Origin of the sequence: Sedimentitalea sp. (assembly GCF_039973035.1) — a bacterium.
In the GTDB taxonomy this organism is placed as follows: Bacteria; Pseudomonadota; Alphaproteobacteria; order Rhodobacterales; family Rhodobacteraceae; genus Sedimentitalea.
This window is the reverse complement of record NZ_JBDWLR010000093.1, coordinates 82,579-97,334: the sequence shown is the minus strand read 5'-3', so window position 1 is coordinate 97,334 and position 14,756 is coordinate 82,579. Positions and strand designations below refer to the sequence as shown.

The window sequence follows — 14,756 nt, the reverse complement described above, 5'->3', positions numbered from 1 at the left end:
TTGCCGTGCGACTTCGGAAAATAGGGCTTCAAACGCGCCATCTGCGCGTCGCTCAACCAGAAAAGATCAGACATATCACCGCTCAGTTTTCCGGCGGTGAATCATGATGCTCGCCTGAAATCAATGGGTCCAGACCCTAATCCAAAGTGTTGCGTTGATTGCTGGCAACACCATTCTGCGCACTTTGTTCCTGAATTGATGCACATCAATCGTGGTCTCCCCTAACATGCGAAGTTCTAGGTCATCCGTTACCTGACCCATAGGAGAGCGTCGTGACCAAACAACCTCAAACCAGCAAGAGCACAAAAGAGACTTCCGCGGGTCCCGTCCTTGATCCAGCGGCAATGATTCAGAGCTTCATGTCCAAGTTTGCTGACAGCGCAACCGCCAGTGAAAATCCCGCGGCGGGCTGGCTGGCGATGAACCAGCACTGGATGAATTTCCTGGGCGAGCGGTTCAAAAAAGACGCGGCTTTGATGGAACAACTCAGCAAGTGCACCAAACCTGAAGATGTGAGCGCGGTTCAGTCCGAGTTCTATAATGAGGCGGCCCAAGACTATCGCCTCGAGTTCGCAGAAATGACGGAACTGGGTGAACAGGCAATGATCAAACTCGCAAACATCTCCCAAGCGGACGTCGAAAAGACGGCGGCGAAAAAGACATAGTCCAGTAGTCGCACTCCGCCGCGTCCGTTTTTTTGCCGCGGCAGGGCGCTGAAAAACAAAACGCATCAGAACGAGTTTTGAGATGGACTTGAAAGAAAAGACAATCGTGATCACCGGCGCAGCTCAGGGGCTCGGCGCGGAAATGGCAAGAGAGATCGCACAGCAAGGCGCCAATCTGGCGTTGGTCGATCTGGACAAAAGCAAGCTCGATGAGACTGTACGCGCCTGTTCCAGCGCAGGCGTTCGGGCAGAGGGGTACGCGGTCGACGTGACGAACGAAAGCGCCGTCGAGACGTTGTTCGCCTCTGTTAAGTCAGACTTTCGCAGCGTTGATGGTCTGATCAACAACGCAGGCATTACGAACGATGGCCTGTTGGTGAAAGGAAAGAACGGCAAGGTTTCCAAGAAAATGGCGCTCCCAGATTTCCGGAAAGTCATCGATGTGGATATGGTTGCGGTGTTCTTGTGTGGACGTGAAGCCGCTGTTCAGATGATCGAGGGCGGTCATGGTGGCGCGATCATCAACATCTCAAGTATTTCGCGGGCCGGGAATATCGGCCAAAGCAACTATACCGCTGCAAAAGCAGGTGTTGCCGCGATGACGGTAACGTGGGCGAAAGAACTTGCACGCTATGGAATCCGTGCGGCTGGCATTGCGCCAGGCTTCTGTGAAACGCGCATGGTTTCGGCCATTCCATCAGATATTCAGGATCGGATCACCGCCACGATCCCGGCCCGCCGCTTTGGCGCCCTGATGAGATCGCGCGCGCGGCACGTTTCATTCTGGAAGACGATTATTTCAATGGGCGCATTCTGGAAGTTGATGGTGGCCTTCGGCTCTGACGGTCACCGCGTATTTTTATCGTTTTTCCTAACTATAAGGGCGGACCACTTTAAAGGGGGAGGCTCAGGTGGCCACTGAACCGGCGGGTGTGTTTCCATACCACATGTGAAAACCACGCCGCGCCTACGGCGTGTAGTCATCGTCCTGCAAAAGTTCGAATGTCACATGCAGCTCAAAACGCGTATCGAGCCGTTTGGTTTCCAGCGTGCCTCCGAGTTGCGAGACGAAAGATTCAATCAATTGAGAACCCAATCCGGTCCCCTTGTTTTCATCCTCTTCCTGATCGGCGTCAGGATCAAAAGAGTTCACAATGGTCAACCCAACATACGCATCCCCCAAATCATTGAGAACGATGTTGATCCATGGCTTCTGCCCCTGCGGTGCACCGCAATACTTGACGGCATTGGTCGCAGCCTCGGTCGCCAATAGCGTCAAGGGAACCGATTGATCTGGCGATATCTCTATCGGTGCGAGCTTTGTGGCAATTTCAATCTTGCTGTTGGCGTCGTCAACACTTCCCACGATGACCAATTGTTTGATAATGTCATCCAGCAGCTGGTCTGCGCGCACCATCGAGAGTTTCCGCGACAGGTAAAGATAGCGGTGAATGGCCGAAAGTGCCATGACACGATCCTGAACCCGGCGCAAAAGGTGCTTGGCTTCGTCACTCCGAGTGTTGCGGATCTGAATGTTCATGATGCTGGAAATCAATTGAAGATTGTTTTTGACGCGGTGGTGGACCTCGCGAAGAAGCGTGGTTTTTTCGTCCAACTCGTCTTTCAGTAACCTATCTTGTTCCGCCAGACGGGTTGTCATGGACCGAAAGGCTTGTGCGACAACTTCGATTTCCGCGGGGGCATGGTTGAGCTGTGCATCTGCAAAATCGGTATGTCCGCCTGCATAGAGTTTCATCCAACGCCCCAGTTTACGAACATGGCGAATGACCAGGCGATGAATTCCGACATATGCAACCGCCATCGCCGTGATCCACATCAACAGCGGAAAATACAGGGCGTATGATTCACCGCGACCGGTCAGGTTTATCTTTTCGCCGGGTTCCCAACTGCCAAGAACAAAGACCGTATTATCGACGATCGGGACCACGGCGAAATCGCGTATATTGCCTGCGTGATCCAGTGCTCTGAAGGTTTGGCGCTTGTCTTGAGCCAATTCCTGCAAGGTTCGTTCCTGCGGCAGAATTTTCCGCCTGTCATCGGTAAAAGTTTCGGTTGCCAGTATGTCGCCCGAACCATTGAAAACAAGCAGATCGGCTGCTTCATCACCTTCCAGCAGCAACTCGTTTGCAATTTTTAGTGGTATCGAAATCCAGACGAACCCAATTTGCTCTGACCTTTCCGCGACCGGAATACTGATATTGAGAGCGATGCGGCCATCCAGTGCCGCGAGGGGTTGAGTATCGACGCGTTTTTCTAGCGCAATGCCGAGATTCTGAAAAAACTCTGTCTGGCTGATGTCAGATCGTTCGCCCGTAGACGCGCAGGTCATGTTTCCTTCCAGATCAACAAAGCCTGCAAAGATATAGCGCTGGTCGACCTCGATGAGTTGTCTGAGGATGTCATCGCAAAGACCCAAACGGCCCTGAAAGATGCCGGATGCCGCGCTGATCGCCTCAACCGCACCAAACGCAGATTGAATCAGTTCTCGTTCTTCCGACGCTGCACGTCGGGTACGATCAAGCAGCGCGATTTCAGATAGGGCCCGAGATTCCTCAAGAACCTTCGACGTCTGATAGATCGAGATCAGCCCAAGCGGCAGAATGGCCACGGTAAGAATGACAAGAAGCTGAAGAGCCAAACGAGAGCTAGCGAGTTTGCTCTCGGGGAGCCGCTTGTCATTCATGCGGCGGGCTGTCTCGTCACAACAGCCATTGTCGCTGCATCCGTCAACTCCAGATCATCCTCGTCATCAAGATGCATCAGTTCGGCTAGGCGTTTGCGGGCACGATTGGTACGGCTTTTGATTGTACCGACGGCGCATCCGCACATTTCGGCGGCATCTTCGTAGGAAAAACCCTCGGCACCGACCAAAACCAATGCCTCTCGCTGTTCAGCAGGCAATTGCGCAAATGCGTCCCGGAAATCATTGAGGGCCAGACGTCCATCATGGTGGGGTTTTTCTGACATGGCTTCTGTCATCACGCCTTCGGGATCTCCCACCTCACGCTTTTGCTTGCGATGCATCGAGTAGTAGGTGTTGCGCAAGATGGTGAAGAGCCACGCTCGGAGGTTGGTGCCTTCCTGGAATTTGTCAAGATTGCTCCATGCCTTGACAACTGTGTCTTGCACCAGGTCATCCGCAGTCGCCGAATTGCGCGCAAGGCTGAGCGCAAAGGCACGCATTGCCGGTAAGTGGTCAACCAGTTCGTCTTTTGGATTCTTTGAATGGGTCACGAGGACCCTCCGTTTCCGCTCGACTGCTTTGACTGCTCCTGCTGCCGCAACTGCTCAAGCAACTGAGTGAACCGGTCGGGAACGGGCTCTTCGGCCGCTTCCGAATACACCCGGCGGAGGTTTTCATCGATTTGGTGGTCCACTGCTGGGTTCTTGCGTTTCTTTTTCATCGCGTCCGTGGCTCTGTCCGATTAGAATTCTAACTTAACACTAACTTTTCTTGGAACCCAACGCGCCTGTGAGGCGTTTGGTTCCCGAGTTTCGGAATTTTTTTTGAGAGGGCGACATGAGTGAACTCGAGCAACAGGGCAGTCTGGCTTCGGCGATTGGTGCAGAGCTGCCATTTTTGCGGCGATACGCGCGGGCTCTGACCGGCAACCAGGACAGCGGGGACAAATACGCGGCCGCGACCCTCGAAGCGCTCTTGCAAGACGCAAGTTGGGTCGATCCTGACACACCGATCAAACTGCTGCTATTCAAGACATTCAGTTCAATCTGGAAATCCTCAGGCTCAAAAATCATTGCAGAAGAAAATCTGAGCGAACGCGAGGCGCGTGCACAAAAGCACTTGTCGGAACTGACGCAGAACACACGTGAAGCCTTATTGCTGCGCAGTATAGAGCGGTTTTCCACGTTCGAAATCGCCCAGATCGTCGATGTTGACGAAAACGAGGTGTCTGAACTTCTTGAGATCGCCCGCCGCGAAATGCACCAAAGCATCCAGGGACGGGTCATGGTCATCGAAGATGAGGCGATTATCGCCATGGATATCTCAGCTATCGTGGAACTGATGGGGCATGAGGTCACCGGTGTGGCTCGGACTCGTGATGGCGCGGTCAAACTGGCCAATCAACAACCACCTGACATGATCCTTGCCGACATCCAATTGGCAGATAAGTCGTCTGGGATTGATGCTGTGAATGATATTTTTGCGCAGATGGGGGAACGTCCCGTTGTCTTTATCACGGCATTCCCAGAACGTCTGTTGACTGGCGAGCGCCCCGAACCCGCGTTTCTCATCACCAAGCCTTATACCGAGGATCAGGTGCAATCAGCGGTAAGTCAGGCGATGTTCTTCTCAAGTTCCGAACAGATAGAAAGCTGAGAAGACGACGGATTAAGGGTACCGGGTAGGCAGCGCCGTTGTGGTACAAATCCGCTGCTTTCCCGCCGCTTCTGCTTCTGCGCGCAACATCTATTTCGTTAGCGCGTGATATCCGCGTGTCCTGTTGCGAGCTCTACCGCTGCTGGAGCACGCTCTGTATGTGTTCTCGTACGTCTTTAAATCGCCGTCACGGCCGTTGCGGGCTGCGCCTATTTAGCGGCGAAGCCCGCCTACACATCAAGGCGCACGACCTTTAAGTGCGCGAACAATCATAGCGATGACAAACAGCGCGACGAAGATGAAGAAGAGGATTTGTGCGATACCTGCAGACGCAGACGCGATTCCGCTAAACCCGAACACTGCAGCGATGAGCGCGACGACCAAGAATGTAAGTGCCCAACCAAGCATTTTTGATTTCCTTTCTTTTGTTGACGAGAGATCAACGTGCAGCAAGCGCAGAGGTTCCGAAAAATCTGAAACGACAGAACGCTGCAGCAAAATTTGAATAATATCCGGAACTTTTCACAGGGGGGCTGCGTTGATCAGCCAGACCCATAAGGAAAGGATCTTTCGATGACACAGTCCAAGGCAGCCACCAAAGTGAGCAACAGTGAAGCTGAACAGCTCTCCGAGCAGATCAATGCACTGAAAGCGGACATCTCTATGATTTCCAAGACCCTGGTCGACATGGGGTCAAGCCGCAAGGAGGCGATTGCCGACACTGCGTCAGACAACGTTGCGCTCTTGCGATCGACTGGCGAAAAATATGTCAAGGAAGCGCAGCATCGGGCCGAGGACATCGCGCATCAATCCGTGGAAGCTGTTCGCCAACAACCCGCATCGGCCGTGGGTATAGCCGTGGGCGTGGGCTTTCTTCTCGGCTTCCTGAGCGGTCGCAAATAGATGTTTCAGCAAATCGCATCCGACGTGAAAGACAGTGCGCGGGCCACAGCCCGCGCCGCTGCTCTCTCGACTCTCGGCGCTGTCTTTGCGCTGGTCGGAACCGGTTTTCTAACGGTTGCGCTGTGGCTGCTGTTGGTGAGTCTTCAAACCGCGCTGTTCGCAGCAACGGTTATCGGAGCACTCTACTGCGCGGTTGGGTTTCTTTTTCTTGCCTTCGGAACCTCTGCCAGCGCTACATCGTCCGCATCAGAACCGGAATTCAGTTCCGGGCGAAGCGGCGCAGCCCCGGCGAACGAGCAACGAGAGCCCTTCATGCAACTGGCCGAAGGGTTTGCGATGGGAATGAAAGCCGGTCGTTCCGCCAGACAAAGATAAAACGCAGAACGAAGAACGAATGAAATGCGCATCTCCCTACTGCAGAGAGATACGCATTTCATTCAGTAGATCCCTTAGCATCTGCTCCGTGAACGGACGGATCAACATGTGCCAGCCACGTTCCTGTGCCTCCGACTGAAGGCTCTCTCCCTTAGTCAAAATGATCTCGGCGCCATGGTGGTTTAGCAGGTTTTCGACCTCACTGCCCAGAAACTCGGTGACGCCAATCTCCAGAAAGGCCGCAGTTATTTTGGGCATTTGCGGTGCAGCGTCCAACAGGGCATCAGCATCGGAGACGTGCACGACGCGACACTCGCAGGACAGCTCGAGGATACCGACCATATCCTTTGCGATGATCGGGTTGGATTCCACCAACACAAAAACGGGGCGCTCGGTTTGTGCCGCCGCAGACCGAGGTGCTGTACTCAAGTCAAAATCCATTATTCTACCTTTGCTCTTCGGTCTCTCTTGGAACAAAATGCAGCTCTGTGCATTAATCTATGACATACGAACAGAGATTGTTTAGCTAATAATATGAAAGCCGTTTCCGCCGCGTGAAAAGCGCCTCTTCGACAATGTAAGTGCTCGTGATGTCATGTGACGCAACCCGCCAAGGTTGGCGGGTTTACGGCCAAAGCAGGTACAGCATTGAGGAGGGAAGGTTCACACAGCACGTATCATTCTCACGCGCGTACCGGTAAACTATATAAAAAAGGCACCACGTTCATGTCTGATCGCCAATCTTCCAAGGATCCAGCCGAGCGTATCGCTATCTTGGCAATCGCAACCATCGCGACCTTTGCCGCGCTCAAGGTGGGGCAGGACTTTTTTGCGCCTCTTGTTCTTGCGTTGGTTACAGGCGTCATCCTAGGGCCTTTCACAGATTTCCTTCAGCGATTGGGGCTGCCCGTAGCGTTGGCCGCGGTATCGGTTCTCGTCCTGGGGATTCTGGCCGTGGCTGTACTTGCGGTACTTGCGGAACCCGTCATCTGGCGCATCGTCGATGAATTGCCAAAACTCAAATGGGAAATTCGCAGCCTCATTGATGAATTTCGCGAAATCATCAGTGGGTTAAATCAGGTTAACCAAGAAGTTGAAGAGGTTCTGGGAACCGGGACAGGGGCAAGTGCCGGGGATGACGAAGCTGCCACAACGTCTATGCCGACTGTCACAGATGCACTCTTCCTTGCGCCCGTGCTTGTAACTCATCTCCTGATTTTTGTCGGGACACTGTTCTTTTTCTTGCTCACCCGAAAGAACATCTACGACTGGTTTTCTCACCAACTTGGAGGCGACGACTATCGCTCTGTTGCCGACCGCATTACGAACTCGGAACAGATGGTCTCTCGGTATGTATTGACGATTTCCATCATTAACGTCGGTCTAGGCGCGACCTTGGCTCTGCTGTTGTGGATCGTGGGATTGCCCGCGCCGATCGTCTGGGGTGTTGCGGCGGCGCTATTCAATTTTGTGCTTTATCTAGGGCCAATGTTCATCGCAATTGGCTTGCTTCTTGCCGGCCTCGTCGCTTTCAACGGCGTGATGGTAGTTGTGCCACCGGCGATCTTTCTAGGCCTGAACATAGTCGAATCGCAGGTCGTGACGCCCAGCTTTGTCGGCAAACACACATCCATCAATCCACTGCTGGTATTCGTTTCACTTCTGTTCTGGCTTTGGTTTTGGGGCCCGGTCGGGGGGATCATCGCCATCCCGGTCCTTTTGATTATTGTGACGATGCTGAACCTGTTCAAAGACGATCCCCAACACGCGAAAGCGGGACCAAGAGATTGAGACCTGCCAGCTATTTGACCATTTCAGGTGCTGTGGGCGTTGTCACCTTGGCCACAAGAGGCAAAGCAAGGTGTGCGATCACAAGGTTTCTTAAAGCAGTGATCGGCCGATCCGATGATCGGCAATAAAAAAATATTCCCACAAGTTAAATAATATGTTTGAAAAGTACCAATTTCTTGTCATCATACCAGAACCACGATTTGACCGCCAAAGTGGTTTAATTGGTTGGTTCATGCTGACATTGGTCTTCCTTCCGGGCTTTCGATGTCGGCTCGGCACGCCGGAGCCGAACAGCCGGCATATAACTAAGATCCAAGAGGGAAGAGGAAATGACACTCGACGTGAGCACAATATATGCCGAACAGGTGACGCTCAATTCGTTGGTGCAGAACATTCTATATGCATCGGGAACTGTGGGCGCGATTCTGGTCGTCGTAGGGCTTTTGCTGATTGACGCGGGAACCGCGCGTCGCAAGAGCCTGTTCAACTCCACCATTGAAAAGACCCTTGGGTTTTTCCTTGGCTTTGCCACCTACTATTTCATCGGCTTCGGTTTCTGGGCCGCACAATACTATGTCATGGTCGACGCCACGATCATGGACTCCCTGAAAGACTGGTGGCTTGGCGGCGGTATGACCAACGGTCTGGCGCATCAGGTGGATCCAGCGATTTTTCCGGGGCTTAACACCTTTCAGATATTCATTTTCTTCTTGGCGGTGTTTGCAGGGATCATCAACATCCTGCTTCATTTCTCGGTGTCCGAACGGATGAAGCCCGCCGCCTATTACGTGACCTGCGTGGTCGCCACGGTGGTTTCTTCGATGCTGAGCTTCGCCGTCTGGGGCTCTGTCGGCCCGCTGACCAATGCAGGCTTTCACGACTTCTTTGGCGTAGGTTTCGTTTACATGTTCCCCGCTGGCATGGCGCTGGTCTTTACCCCAATGCTGAAAGCGCGGCCGGGCATGATGGAGCCGCATGCACGCGTGTCGGCCTATCTCGCCCCGTCGATCGGTCTGGCTGCCCCCGGCTTGCTCATGGTTTTTGCAGGTCTTCCGATGGTTATACTGTCCTGCCTGTTCTTCTTTGATCCACAAGCCTTGGCCGTCAGTGTGACCATGGCGGAAACCAGCGTCGGTATCGCCTTGAACAACTATGCGCTTGTATGGGCTGGCGGTGCAATCACTGGCATGCTGATCGCGTACAAGACACGCAACTATGCCTACACCCTGCTTGGTCCGCTTGCTGGCTATGTCGCCGGTGCGTCGGGCTTTGACGTTTACCTGCCCTGGCAAGCCTTGATTGTCGGTCTCGCTGCGCCGTTTGCTGCTTACTTCGTGTATGAATTCACGCTGAAGCGCGGCATTGACGAGCACAAGCTCTTCCCGCTTTTTATCGGTGCAGGAACATTTGGCATGATCGCGGTCGGGATTTTCAAGGCCGGTACGCCGCGTGGTGGGTATCTGGGCATCGAAGAAGGGGCCTATGCCTTCCAGCATGGTGAAATCTCGCTGGTCATGCAGTTGGCCGGCGTGGCTCTTTGTCTGGGCACTGGCATCGTTACGGCATTGATCCTGTCGATGATCTTCAAGGCGACCATTGGGCTGACCGTGGATGAAGATGATCAGATTGACGGGCTGGACAAGGTCTATTGGGGGCTGGAGCCAGACGTTGTCACCCATGCCGACGACGTGCCGCGCCCCATTGCGAGGGACGCCGCGTAGAGCACGAACTGCTGAGGCCCCGGTTCGCGCCGGGGCCTTTTGCTTTCGGGTTGGATGACCTATTGCTTATCATTGCATCCAGTGCCCAACCAGAAGTCGCGACAGAAATCAGATGAGCTCTATCCGCAAAGCCGACCTGGCGACCGATCAGAAGATCGGTGAAACAGTCCGTATCGTGGCGGACAAGATTTTCGTCACGATCCAATCCGGCGAGTACCCGCCCGACTCCCGCTTGCCCAGCGAACGTGCGCTGGCGGCCGAACTGGGCGTGTCACGCAACACCGTACGCGAAGCGCTGGACGTGTTGGAAAGCCGCGAAATGATCCGTCGCAGGCAGGGCAGCGGCAGCTTTGTCACCTATCAATCGCACCGCACCGAGGCGCCCGTTCCCGGCTCAGTCGGTGAACGCACCAGCCCCCTGGATCATTTGATCGTGCGGTCAATCATCGAGCCCGAGATGATACGCATGGCAGTGATGAACATGACGCCAAAAGACCTCGACGGATTGGCAAAGGTGGTTGCCCAGATTGAAGCCGTGCGCACCGATCTGAACGAATTCATCCGATGTGAGGAAGAATTCTATCGCTCCATCGCCCGGGCCACCCGCAATCCGTTGCTTGAAGCGTGCTATGAGTTGACGATCGATGTGTGCCGCCAGAGCTTTCGAACCGCGCTGATGCGCAAGCACCTGACACCGGGGCGCATTCAAACCTATCAGACGCGGTTCAACTCGCTGTTCAACGCCATCGCCACACGTGATGTCGAGGCGGCGGTTGAAATCACCAAGTTGCATCTGGTGGAAGAGCAGAAACTGTTCCTGCACAACGGCTGACCAAATACTTGCTAAGCCTATAATATCGCGTTCAATCCACGAATTCCCGCGCAGCCAGCCCCGGTTGCTGCGCGCCCGCTTCGATCCTCTGTTGCCAGAGCTGCCCCACCTTGCCCATATGATCGCGGAGGCGGTTTTCGTGTTGTTCAAGCCAAGCGGGAATTGAAAGGAAATCGGCAATCCGCGCTTTCCCGTCCTGCAGCCGCACCACAGGCCAATCCCCGATCAGCGCATTGTCGATTCCAAAGAGATGCTCGCCCCACCAATTGGCTGGCCCAAAGGCATGGGTCACGGGTTCCATCTGTTTCATCGCTGTCAAAACGGAGACAGGATTCACCGAGGCAATCTTTTCAACCGCCGCATGCCAGATTTCGAGAATGGACACGTATTCCCAGCTCACGGCGCTCCAAGTACCGGGATAGCGGGCGTTGTATTCTTTGAAAAACGTGCTGGGTCTGTTGAAGAAAAATGCTTTGCGCGCCAGCTTGGGATCGTCGAAATCCGGAAACTGAAAGACAGTTCCGTCCATAAAATCCTGTGACGTGCGCGCAACGATCCTTTGGTAGTTGTCCAATGTGCAGGATAGGATTCGCCCTTTGAAACCCTGTGCATAGGCATATTCTGTCATCTCATGGACCATTGGCGTATAGCTGGTGCACCAGCACAGGATGTCTGGGGCCGCTTGGAGCATAGGACCCACAATGGTCGCGACGTCCGTTTGTTCTGGGGAATACTGGATATCTTTAATGACCTCGCGCTCTGCGGCCTCAAACGCCGCACGATAGGTGGCGGTAGACGGCAGGCCGAGCGCATCTTTCTGGCTGCACATGGCTACACGTTTCAGGTGCGGTTCGTTCCGGGCCAGCCATTGCACCCCGGTCACGTTGTAGACGGGATGCACCTCTGACGGCGCGATCAAATACCGCGTGTCAGGGGACAGGTCGCTGGGCAAAAGTGTTGATGTCAGAACCCGCTGTTCATTTAGAAAGCTGCGGATGGGAGTAAAGGTGTCGCCCCCCAGCATCATCAGCAATTTGACCTGTTCGCTCAGAACAAGGTGGCGAGCACCTTCGACCGCGCGTTCAGGATCGTATCCGCAATCAAAGGGCACAATCCGCAACGGATACCGCCTGCCACCGATCAGAATACCACCCGCCCGGTTGAGCCACTCAGCCCATAATTGGACCCCGTTCAGCCCCGGAAGCCCCCACGAACTGACAGGGCCGGTCAGGGGGGCGAGAAAGCCTATGCTCACAGGCTCTGTCATCCCAACCTGGTCGTTGGGAAACAATGAAGACAGTGCGATACGATGTGCGAAGCTGGTGTTGAGCATACCAATTGCTACCACCCAAACCTATCGAGTCAAAACAAAATGCTCTTTATTGTCAGGGAACATTGTTCCCTGACGTGAAAAAATCTTGACATGTGCCCTGAACAGAGGCGACATTTGGTTCAACCAAAAAGAACCAATTGAAGCTTTAGCTCTCCAGGGAGACATGTATGACCCAGAAACGCGTCGCAATCATCGGTGCAGGCCCGTCCGGTTTGGCACAACTTCGTGCGTTCCAATCCGCGGCAGAAAAAGGAGAAGTAATCCCTGACATCGTTTGCTTTGAAAAGCAGGATAACTGGGGAGGTCTGTGGAACTATACATGGCGCACTGGTCTGGATGAGAACGGAGAGCCGGTCCATTGCTCGATGTACCGGTATCTTTGGTCGAATGGGCCCAAGGAAGGTCTTGAATTTGCGGATTATTCCTTTGAGGAGCATTTCGGAAAGCAGATCGCCTCCTACCCACCTCGCGCCGTTCTTTTCGACTATATCGAAGGCCGCGTGAAAAAGGCGAACGTCCGCGATTGGATCCGTTTCAATACCGCCGTGCGTTGGGTGACCTTTGATGACGCGACACGGAAATTTACCGTGACGGTTCATGATCACACCAAGGACCACACCTATTCCGAAGAGTTTGACCATGTGATCGGTGCGTCGGGCCACTTCTCAACTCCAAATGTACCCTATTACCCCGGATTTGAATCATTCAATGGCCGCCTCGTACACGCCCATGACTTTCGCGACGCGCGTGAGTTCTCAGGCAAGGACATTCTGGTGGTCGGCTCGTCCTATTCCGCTGAAGACATTGGATCGCAATGCTGGAAGTACGGCGCCAAGACCGTCACGTCATGCTATCGCTCGGCGCCCATGGGCTTTAAATGGCCCGACAACTGGGAAGAAAAGTCCGCGATGGAGAAGGTGGATGGCAGCACCGTTTATTTCTCGGATGGCACGACCCGCGATGTCGACGCAATCATCCTGTGCACCGGATACAAGCATTTCTTCAACTTCCTGCCCGACGATCTGCGCCTGAAGACCGCCAACCGACTGGCGGCATCGGATCTCTATAAGGGTGTCGTTTTTGTGCACAATCCAGCGATATTCTATCTCGGCATGCAAGACCAATGGTTCACATTCAATATGTTTGACGCGCAGGCGTGGTGGGTCCGCGATGCCATTATGGGCAAGATCGACATCTCCAACATTTCCAAAGAAGAAATGCTGGCGGATGTGAAGGAACGTGAAGACCGCGAAGAGGCCAGTGACGACGTGAAATATGCCATCCGGTATCAGGCCGACTACGTGCAGGAACTTGTTGCAGAGACCGATTATCCAAGCTTTGACATCGATGGCGCCTGCGAGGCGTTCTACGAATGGAAAAAGCACAAATCCGAAGACATCATGTCGTTCCGCAACAATAGCTACAAATCTGTCATCACAGGAACGCTTGCTCCGGTGCACCATACCCCGTGGAAAGATGCGCTGGACGATAGCATGGAAGCGTATCTACGCAATTGATTTCAATTCGTATTTCCGGGCGGGGCAACCCCGCCCGGAGGTCCCTGACTGACCAAGCCTAAAGACGGCGTTCTTGCGTCATTTTTTAGTCGCTTGCAGGCATTTTGCAAACACCAACTCGCAACCAAAGGCTGGATTGCATCCCGTCTGCCAACCTCAGGATTGGAGTGGGTGCCGCCTTTGCGCGTCATTTATGAAACGTTTCATATTGACAGAGCCGCGACCCTTATGATCTGCTCCCGTCACCGAGATTGGCATTCTTAGGGTGCCGACTCGCTATATATCTTTGGGAGGATCCAATGAAATTCATCAAAATCGCAGCCACGGCTGCGACCGCTATTGCTTTGCTTGCCGCTCCCGTGGCTGCGCAGGACAAGCCTGTCGTCGGTCTGGTCATGAAGTCGCTTGCCAACGAATTCTTTCAGAACATGCTGGTCGGTGCCGAAGCTCATGCAGAAGAGCGGGGCGATTACGAATTGCGGGCCGTCGGCATGCAGAACGAGACCGATTTTGAAAGCCAGATCAACGCGGTTGAAAACTTTATCACGCAGGGTGTCCAGGCCATCGTGATTGCTCCGGCGGATTCCAAGGCGATGGTGCGGCCGATCAAAAAGGCGATCGAGGCGGGGATCGTCGTTGTGAACTTTGATGTGGCGCTGGATACCGATGCCAAGGAACAACAGGGTCTGGAACTTGCATTCGTTGGCCCGGATAACCGCGGTGGCGCAAAAATGGCTGGCGATGCTCTGGCCGAGGCACTCGGCGAGGGCGCTAAGGTCGTGATCATCGAAGGCAACCCCGGCGCAGACAACGCAACCCAGCGTCGGTTGGGCTTTGAAGATACTGTCGCGGAGTACAATCTCGATCTTCTGGACAGCCGCACAGCACATTGGGAGACAGAGGAAGCAAATCAGGTCTTTTCGACTATGCTGACAGCCAATCCTGACCTACAAGGCGTGATGGCTGCCAACGATTCCATGGCCATTGGCGTTGTTAAGGCGCTTGAGAACGCGGGACGCGACGACATTGTCGTTGTCGGATTTGATGCCATTCCCGCTGTGCTGCCAATGATCGAAGATGGTCGCATGTTGGCTTCGGTCGATCAGTTTGGCCAACAGATGGCTGCAAACGCAATCGATCTTGCGCTCGAAGTTGTTGCGGGTGGTCCGGAACTGGAAGGCTGGGTGAAAACCCCCATTGAGCTTGTGACCAAGTAAATATCGCGCGGCGCGCTTGCCAAGCAGGCGCGCCGCAGATCG

The 14,756-nt window shown here is 54.1% G+C and carries 16 protein-coding genes; 10 read left to right on the top strand and 6 right to left on the bottom strand.

Annotated elements, in window-relative coordinates:
- Positions 1-359: 359 nt before the first annotated feature.
- Positions 360-665 (top strand): phasin family protein, encoded by a 306-nt coding sequence (locus tag ABJO75_RS25000; protein WP_348432634.1) that lies wholly within the window; start codon positions 360-362, stop codon positions 663-665.
- A gap of 82 nt (positions 666-747) precedes the next feature.
- The gene (locus ABJO75_RS24995) at positions 748-1,587 is read left to right on the top strand and encodes an SDR family NAD(P)-dependent oxidoreductase (protein WP_348129271.1); all 840 of its coding nucleotides are present in this window, start codon (positions 748-750) and stop codon (positions 1,585-1,587) included.
- Between the two features lie 45 nt (positions 1,588-1,632).
- Here ABJO75_RS24995 and ABJO75_RS24990 read toward each other — a convergent pair whose 3' ends face one another.
- Genes ABJO75_RS24990 through ABJO75_RS24980 form a run of 3 tightly spaced genes read right to left on the bottom strand, consistent with a single transcriptional unit; the run spans position 1,633 to position 4,090 of the window.
- The gene (locus tag ABJO75_RS24990; protein ID WP_348129268.1) at positions 1,633-3,369 is read right to left on the bottom strand and encodes a sensor histidine kinase; all 1,737 of its coding nucleotides are present in this window, start codon (positions 3,367-3,369) and stop codon (positions 1,633-1,635) included.
- The gene (locus ABJO75_RS24985; protein ID WP_348129265.1) at positions 3,366-3,920 is read right to left on the bottom strand and encodes an RNA polymerase sigma factor; all 555 of its coding nucleotides are present in this window, start codon (positions 3,918-3,920) and stop codon (positions 3,366-3,368) included. The genes ABJO75_RS24990 and ABJO75_RS24985 overlap by 4 nt, the downstream gene beginning before the upstream one ends.
- On the bottom strand, positions 3,917-4,090 hold the full coding sequence (locus tag ABJO75_RS24980; protein ID WP_348129263.1) for a NepR family anti-sigma factor: 174 nt from the start codon (positions 4,088-4,090) through the stop codon (positions 3,917-3,919). Before ABJO75_RS24980 ends, ABJO75_RS24985 begins: the two co-directional genes overlap by 4 nt.
- Before the next feature lie 116 nt (positions 4,091-4,206).
- Between ABJO75_RS24980 and ABJO75_RS24975 the strand changes: the two genes are divergently transcribed.
- Positions 4,207-5,025 (top strand): response regulator, encoded by an 819-nt coding sequence (locus ABJO75_RS24975; protein ID WP_348129260.1) that lies wholly within the window; start codon positions 4,207-4,209, stop codon positions 5,023-5,025.
- A 237-nt stretch (positions 5,026-5,262) separates the two neighbouring features.
- Here ABJO75_RS24975 and ABJO75_RS24970 read toward each other — a convergent pair whose 3' ends face one another.
- Positions 5,263-5,433, bottom strand: coding sequence for a DUF1328 domain-containing protein (locus ABJO75_RS24970; protein WP_348129283.1), 171 nt, complete (start codon positions 5,431-5,433; stop codon positions 5,263-5,265).
- A 165-nt stretch (positions 5,434-5,598) separates the two neighbouring features.
- On the opposite strand from ABJO75_RS24970, the gene ABJO75_RS24965 reads away from it, so the two are divergent.
- Positions 5,599-5,928 carry a hypothetical protein gene (locus ABJO75_RS24965; RefSeq protein ID WP_348129258.1) on the top strand — a complete coding sequence of 110 codons (330 nt, stop codon included), beginning with the start codon at positions 5,599-5,601 and terminating at the stop codon, positions 5,926-5,928.
- The gene (locus ABJO75_RS24960; protein ID WP_348129255.1) at positions 5,929-6,303 is read left to right on the top strand and encodes a phage holin family protein; all 375 of its coding nucleotides are present in this window, start codon (positions 5,929-5,931) and stop codon (positions 6,301-6,303) included. It begins immediately after the preceding gene.
- 36 nt (positions 6,304-6,339) lie between these two features.
- On the opposite strand, the gene ABJO75_RS24955 is transcribed toward ABJO75_RS24960, so the two are convergent.
- Positions 6,340-6,732: a hypothetical protein gene (locus ABJO75_RS24955; RefSeq protein ID WP_348129252.1), complete on the bottom strand. Its 393-nt coding sequence runs from the start codon at positions 6,730-6,732 to the stop codon at positions 6,340-6,342.
- A 168-nt stretch (positions 6,733-6,900) separates the two neighbouring features.
- Here ABJO75_RS24955 and ABJO75_RS24950 point away from each other — a divergent pair, with 168 nt between their 5' ends.
- The 3 genes from ABJO75_RS24950 to ABJO75_RS24940 all read left to right on the top strand — a co-directional run bounded on the left by ABJO75_RS24950 (position 6,901) and on the right by ABJO75_RS24940 (position 10,647).
- The gene (locus ABJO75_RS24950; protein ID WP_348129249.1) at positions 6,901-8,094 is read left to right on the top strand and encodes an AI-2E family transporter; all 1,194 of its coding nucleotides are present in this window, start codon (positions 6,901-6,903) and stop codon (positions 8,092-8,094) included.
- Positions 8,095-8,423: 329 nt separating this feature from the next.
- On the top strand, positions 8,424-9,815 hold the full coding sequence (locus tag ABJO75_RS24945; protein ID WP_348129247.1) for an ammonium transporter: 1,392 nt from the start codon (positions 8,424-8,426) through the stop codon (positions 9,813-9,815).
- A 112-nt stretch (positions 9,816-9,927) separates the two neighbouring features.
- Complete coding sequence (locus ABJO75_RS24940; protein WP_348129244.1) at positions 9,928-10,647, top strand: FCD domain-containing protein; 720 nt, start codon at positions 9,928-9,930, stop codon at positions 10,645-10,647.
- 31 nt (positions 10,648-10,678) lie between these two features.
- Here ABJO75_RS24940 and ABJO75_RS24935 read toward each other — a convergent pair whose 3' ends face one another.
- On the bottom strand, positions 10,679-11,980 hold the full coding sequence (locus ABJO75_RS24935) for an ABC transporter substrate-binding protein (RefSeq protein WP_348129241.1): 1,302 nt from the start codon (positions 11,978-11,980) through the stop codon (positions 10,679-10,681).
- 167 nt (positions 11,981-12,147) lie between these two features.
- On the opposite strand from ABJO75_RS24935, the gene ABJO75_RS24930 reads away from it, so the two are divergent.
- Together ABJO75_RS24930 and ABJO75_RS24925 are read left to right on the top strand one after the other, a co-directional pair.
- On the top strand, positions 12,148-13,497 hold the full coding sequence (locus tag ABJO75_RS24930; protein ID WP_348129238.1) for an NAD(P)/FAD-dependent oxidoreductase: 1,350 nt from the start codon (positions 12,148-12,150) through the stop codon (positions 13,495-13,497).
- Between the two features lie 299 nt (positions 13,498-13,796).
- The gene (locus ABJO75_RS24925; RefSeq protein ID WP_348129235.1) at positions 13,797-14,714 is read left to right on the top strand and encodes a sugar ABC transporter substrate-binding protein; all 918 of its coding nucleotides are present in this window, start codon (positions 13,797-13,799) and stop codon (positions 14,712-14,714) included.
- Positions 14,715-14,756 lie beyond the last annotated feature (42 nt).

What these genes read in the sequence shown, in the direction of transcription:
- ABJO75_RS24990 (WP_348129268.1), bottom strand. Translation starts at nt 3,369, where the DNA reads ATGAATGACAAGCGGCTCCCCGAGAGCAAACTCGCTAGCTCTCGTTTG.
- ABJO75_RS24995 (WP_348129271.1), top strand. Translation starts at nt 748, where the DNA reads ATGGACTTGAAAGAAAAGACAATCGTGATCACCGGCGCAGCTCAGGGG.
- ABJO75_RS24975 (WP_348129260.1), top strand. Translation starts at nt 4,207, where the DNA reads ATGAGTGAACTCGAGCAACAGGGCAGTCTGGCTTCGGCGATTGGTGCA.
- ABJO75_RS25000 (WP_348432634.1), top strand. Translation starts at nt 360, where the DNA reads ATGTCCAAGTTTGCTGACAGCGCAACCGCCAGTGAAAATCCCGCGGCG.
- ABJO75_RS24970 (WP_348129283.1), bottom strand. Translation starts at nt 5,433, where the DNA reads ATGCTTGGTTGGGCACTTACATTCTTGGTCGTCGCGCTCATCGCTGCA.
- ABJO75_RS24940 (WP_348129244.1), top strand. Translation starts at nt 9,928, where the DNA reads ATGAGCTCTATCCGCAAAGCCGACCTGGCGACCGATCAGAAGATCGGT.
- ABJO75_RS24935 (WP_348129241.1), bottom strand. Translation starts at nt 11,980, where the DNA reads ATGCTCAACACCAGCTTCGCACATCGTATCGCACTGTCTTCATTGTTT.
- ABJO75_RS24980 (WP_348129263.1), bottom strand. Translation starts at nt 4,090, where the DNA reads ATGAAAAAGAAACGCAAGAACCCAGCAGTGGACCACCAAATCGATGAA.
- ABJO75_RS24960 (WP_348129255.1), top strand. Translation starts at nt 5,929, where the DNA reads ATGTTTCAGCAAATCGCATCCGACGTGAAAGACAGTGCGCGGGCCACA.
- ABJO75_RS24965 (WP_348129258.1), top strand. Translation starts at nt 5,599, where the DNA reads ATGACACAGTCCAAGGCAGCCACCAAAGTGAGCAACAGTGAAGCTGAA.
- ABJO75_RS24930 (WP_348129238.1), top strand. Translation starts at nt 12,148, where the DNA reads ATGACCCAGAAACGCGTCGCAATCATCGGTGCAGGCCCGTCCGGTTTG.
- ABJO75_RS24925 (WP_348129235.1), top strand. Translation starts at nt 13,797, where the DNA reads ATGAAATTCATCAAAATCGCAGCCACGGCTGCGACCGCTATTGCTTTG.
- ABJO75_RS24945 (WP_348129247.1), top strand. Translation starts at nt 8,424, where the DNA reads ATGACACTCGACGTGAGCACAATATATGCCGAACAGGTGACGCTCAAT.